1 protein-coding gene and 1 tRNA gene are annotated in these 4,642 nt (G+C 64.2%); one reads left to right on the plus strand and one right to left on the minus strand.

Annotated features, from left to right (window positions below):
* Positions 1 to 38 precede the first annotated feature (38 nt).
* A tRNA-Lys gene (locus tag VF168_12860) sits at positions 39 to 114 on the plus strand.
* 680 nt (positions 115 to 794) lie between these two features.
* On the opposite strand, the gene VF168_12865 is transcribed toward VF168_12860, so the two are convergent.
* The gene (locus VF168_12865) at positions 795 to 4,631 is read right to left on the minus strand and encodes an SNF2-related protein (GenBank protein HEX7005069.1); all 3,837 of its coding nucleotides are present in this window, start codon (positions 4,629 to 4,631) and stop codon (positions 795 to 797) included.
* Positions 4,632 to 4,642: the final 11 nt, after the last annotated feature.

A 4,642-nucleotide genomic window follows, 5' to 3' on the forward strand; every position in this document is an offset into this window, starting at 1 on the left:
CGTCGTCGGGGCATCCCGTGCGGCCCAACTGAGCGCTCGGGTCGTTAGCTCAATCGGTAGAGCAGCTGACTCTTAATCAGCGGGTTATAGGTTCGAGTCCTATACGACCCACCATACGGGACCCCGTCTCTGACGGGGTTCTTCCGTTACCCCGGGAAACAAGTCCAGCGGCAGATCTTCGGCGCCAGGGCCTCGATCCGCGCCGGACATATCGCAGAGGCCAACGCGATCGCCATCGGTGTGGCCATCTAGGTACCGCTGGGTTGTCTGCCCGGCAGCGTCAACCAGCTCGAGTTCGGGCGCTTGACCGACGCGATGCCTGCGTGCCTCGCAATCGGCCCGACGCTATCCCTGGCCGAGGCGCCGGGCCGCATCTTGGCGAGGGCGGATGCTGACTGTCGAGATCTACAGCGCACCGGTCTTCAGCAGGCTGGCACGAGCTCAGGCGACGCAGCTGCTCGATCAGGAGTTCTGGCGGGTGGCACGGAAGCTGGGCAACCGGCGCACTCTCGTGAAGCTGCGGCACGCGGTCCCGACTGTGGTCGGTCCACTGCAACTGCAGACATCGCTGGCTATCGTGACGGTGACCCTCGCCAAGACCGGGCTGTCGTCCGCGGAGCGGGGGTGTAGCAGACTACGCAATCTCTCGGATCGACGTGGCAGATCCTCACGTGGTACACGCAGGCCGCGCCTTGGTTGTCGAGATATCCCGAGTTGCCTGTCTGCGTAGCAGTGCTTGGAATCAAACAGCCGAGATTTGTCTAGAGGGATGTCTTAGATCCGAGGGTGAGGGGCTAGCGGGCAGCACTGAAGCGGATCCCACGTGGCGTGAGTTCTAGGCGGGAGATCTCCCCGACCAACTGCCCAGAACTGGCGTCGACGAAGAACGCGTACCGCCGCGGAGGGGTCAGCAGGCGGCGTGGTATCTCGGCGAGGACGGCCACGAGGCTATTGCGCTTCGTCGGTCGGGTCCAGACCCTCTTCGGACGGACTCCGATGGCCGTGAGCACCCCAGTAGCCGCCGCCAATATGAAGGCGTCTGTGGATTCTGGGCCGCCGAAGGCCTCCGCCACGGCAACGAGTGGACCTGCGAACTCCCCGACCAGGTCTTCCTGTTCGATGAGCAGGTTCGAAGCTGAGCACCTTCCCAGGGCCGAACTGAGCAACAGGTCGCCCGTGAAGTCGCTTGTCGCGACATGTTGCGCGTGGGCAAACTCGCCCCGAGAGGTCACGGTAGCCATCGAACGCAGAAGCGGCTTCGAGCACTCGGCGCACTCGACGAGGAGTCGTCTCACCACCCTCTTACCGGTCGCTGTGCACTGGGCCAAGGCCTCAGGAGCCACCGCCAGCCCCGTCTCCTCACACTTTTCGAACTCGGCCTCGAGGCCCAGAACACCGGTCTCTGGACACTTTCGCAGCAAGCGTCTCAGATAGAGCTTGTGCGAGATGCCGGACTCCTCCAATAGGTCCCGCCGCACGCGCTTTCCGGTGGCGGAGCAGCTCGCCGTCTCGTCAGGCAGTACGTGGGTTCCGCTCTCCTCACAGGTGAACAGCTCGGTAGCCAACGCCAGCTCTCCGCTGAGGGCAGAGGGGACCAGTAGTTCGCGGTCGACGACCAAGCCGCTGACCACCGAGCGCCCGACCTCGTCCTCCAGCAGGAGGGCGTTGCTGACAGCGCAGCGAACGGTCTCGCTTCGCGCAGCACGACGGGAAGGGTTCTTCTCTGAAGCGACCAGCCAGTCGCTCCGCACCCATTTGCCGCTTACCGCACTACGTTCCGCTTCCGTCGCCAGCACGACCGTGCCCGAGAACTCGCAGCGCACGAACTCAGAAGCGTGCCCCATCGTGCCTGACAGATCTGAGACCCGCTCTTGATCGCTACGGAACGTCTTGCCCGATGCTGCGCTCACCTTCAGGTAGTCCTTGTGAACCCGCGCTCCAGTGAACTCACAAATCCCGACCTCGTCTTCGGCTGCAGTCAATCCGGATACCTCACAGGTGACCGCATGACGAGGCGAGATCACCCGCGACGAGAAGGCGCTCTTGACCGCCTCCCTGGGAAGCATCACGTCACCGGAGATCTCGCAGACCTGGGCGAACTCCGGCAGCATCAGGGCCCCCGAGACCGAGGACACGGCCATCAGGTGCGGGAGCGCCCGCTCCCCTGAAACGGCACACGGCGCGAGGTCATGTTGCGGGAACGATCCTCCGCTCAGGTAGCACCGCTCCAGCGGCGGGGAGCGAAGGACCTTTTGGGAAGCGCCGTCGATGTCGAGGAGCAGCCTCGACTCAGGGCCATCCAGGTACCGATAGGTCACCTCGACGCTGGCTATGGACGACATCTCGCCGCGGGCCGCGACCAGTTCAGCCGAGACTGACGGGTCGAAGCGCCTCTCGATCTGTTCCCTCAACGCCGCCGAGTCACCGGCCTTCTCCAGCTCTTCCTTCTTCCGTGCCAGGTAGAACTCCCGGAACGACATGAGCGACCGGTCACTCTCGATCGCCGCCAGGAGCGCGTCACGAGCTGGCGCTGGCCAGTGGGACCGGTCCAGTCGACCATCCGATCGCGAACGCGACGCGCCCGCCGACCAGGAGGAAGCGTCTGCATCGACCCAACCACCAGGCCCGCTCGTGACCTCTATCAGGCGCTCAAGGCGGTCCACGGCGACAGAGCTGCTTACGAGGGCAGTGATTGTGCCTTCGAAACGTCTACTCTGACCTATCACACGGACGGCCCCGGGCTCTATCGAGGCATCCAACCTTGCCACCCACTCGCGGGCGGTACGAACGACGCCCTCCTCGTCGAGAGGCTGCAATTCGACTGAGTGCAGCCGCTTGCGGCTTAGGCTGCCGACGATGCGCTCGAACGCTGGCTCCCCCTCCGCGTAGAGAATCGTCGCTCGGCCACCAAAGACTCCGGGACCCGCCCTGAGGTTCGGGTCGTTCTCGTCGAAGGTGGCGAAGTGGGTACCTCGACCGACCTCTTGGATCAGCAAGCGGCCGTCGCTCTGCTCCTGGACCCGCCCTCTATCGCTGTAGTAGGTCACGACGAGGTCGCGCACGGAGAGCCGTGGAACCACGTCCTCGAGCTCCGGAGCGGCTGGTCCCGCGTCGTGTAAAGCGTTCAGGGTCCCGAGAGTCTCTGAGACGAGCGTCTTGCTCTCTTCGTAGAGCTGCTTGGCGCGCTCGATGCTTTCCTCGATCCTTCGAGCGCTCTCCGCAACGTCCTGGCCAGCAAGTGCCCTGAGCACCAGGTCCTGGATCTCTTCCTCGAGGTCGTCTTCCTTGCCAGCTGCTTCGAGGATGCCCTCGATGTCTCCTATGGCCGCGGAGATGAGCTGGAGCTTCTCCATGAGCCGAGCGACGACCAGCTCTTCGACCGAGCCCTTGACCACGAGGTTCGTCACGGCGACGGTGGCATACTTCGAGGCCAGGCGCTGAACGCGCCCGATGCGTTGCTCGACCGTCATGGGGTTCCACGGCAGGTCGTAGTTGACCACGACGTTACCTGCCTGCAGGTTCACCCCTTCCGCGCCAGAGTCGGTGCTCACGATGACGTTCACTTCCGGAGGATCGGCTTGGTAGCGCCGAACGTCGTGATCCTGGGTCCGCCCGTGTCCCCCGCCGATGTAACCAACGCTCGCACCGATCGCTGCTAGGGCCTCGCCGATGGCCTTCTGTGTAGCTATGCGGCGCGTGAACACGACCATGCGCCAGTCCCGCGGACGCTCGGACATCAGCCGCCGCGCCATCGCCAACAAGTGGGGCTCCTTACAACCGAGGGGGGAAGACTGGGCGAGCCGGCGCACCTCGGCGACCACCGCCGGCGATACCCGGCCTGCCTCCCCTAACGTCTTGATCTGCTCGGCGAACGCGGCCGGACTGCTCATCAGCGCTTCGGCAAGGCTTATCTGCTGGAGGCGACGTAGGTTGGAAAGGTGTTCGCGGACAAGAGCCTCAAGCCTGCGCTCGATGTCACCGGGTTCGCACCTCGCGGGGCTGACCAGACGTTCTGGGAAGCTCAGGCCGGACTCGAGCCTGGTGGTCCGCACCATGTACTCGCCTACGATGCGGCGGAACTCGGGGATCCTGCCTGCGTTGATGCGGCGGGCTACGTTCCTGCCGTCGGCCAGGTAACGCGCTGCGAACTCCCCAGGGTCCCCCAACGGGTTCCGGTGGTTCCTACCGTCGGCGAGTAGGTCGATGAGGGAGTAGATGTCCCACAGGCGGTTGTGGATAGGCGTCGCCGTAAGCAGGAGAGTGTATCGGAACGCCGAGCTTGCCAGAGCCTCCTTGAGAGCGACGGCTATCCTTGGCGGTCTCGCTGTCCCATAGAGGTTGCGAACCTTATGTGCCTCATCCATCACCAGCATGTCGAAGCCTGAGTTCGTCAGCTCTTCCATGCGGTTGAGAGCGGACGCGTAGGTCGTGACAACGACGGAGGTACGAGACCGGGCGAACCGCGATAGCTGGGCGCCAGTCGCGTAGACGGCGTCGACACCGAACTTGCCTTCGAGCTCATCGCACCACTGCGGCAGCAAGATCCTCGGCGCGAGGATCAGCACGCGCTTCACCTTCTTGCGCACCATCAGCTCGCTGATGATCAGCCCAGCGCTGATGGTCTTGCCCATCCCCACGTCGT

This window comes from Trueperaceae bacterium (genome assembly GCA_036381595.1).
Taxonomy (GTDB): Bacteria; Deinococcota; Deinococci; order Deinococcales; family Trueperaceae; genus DASVCN01.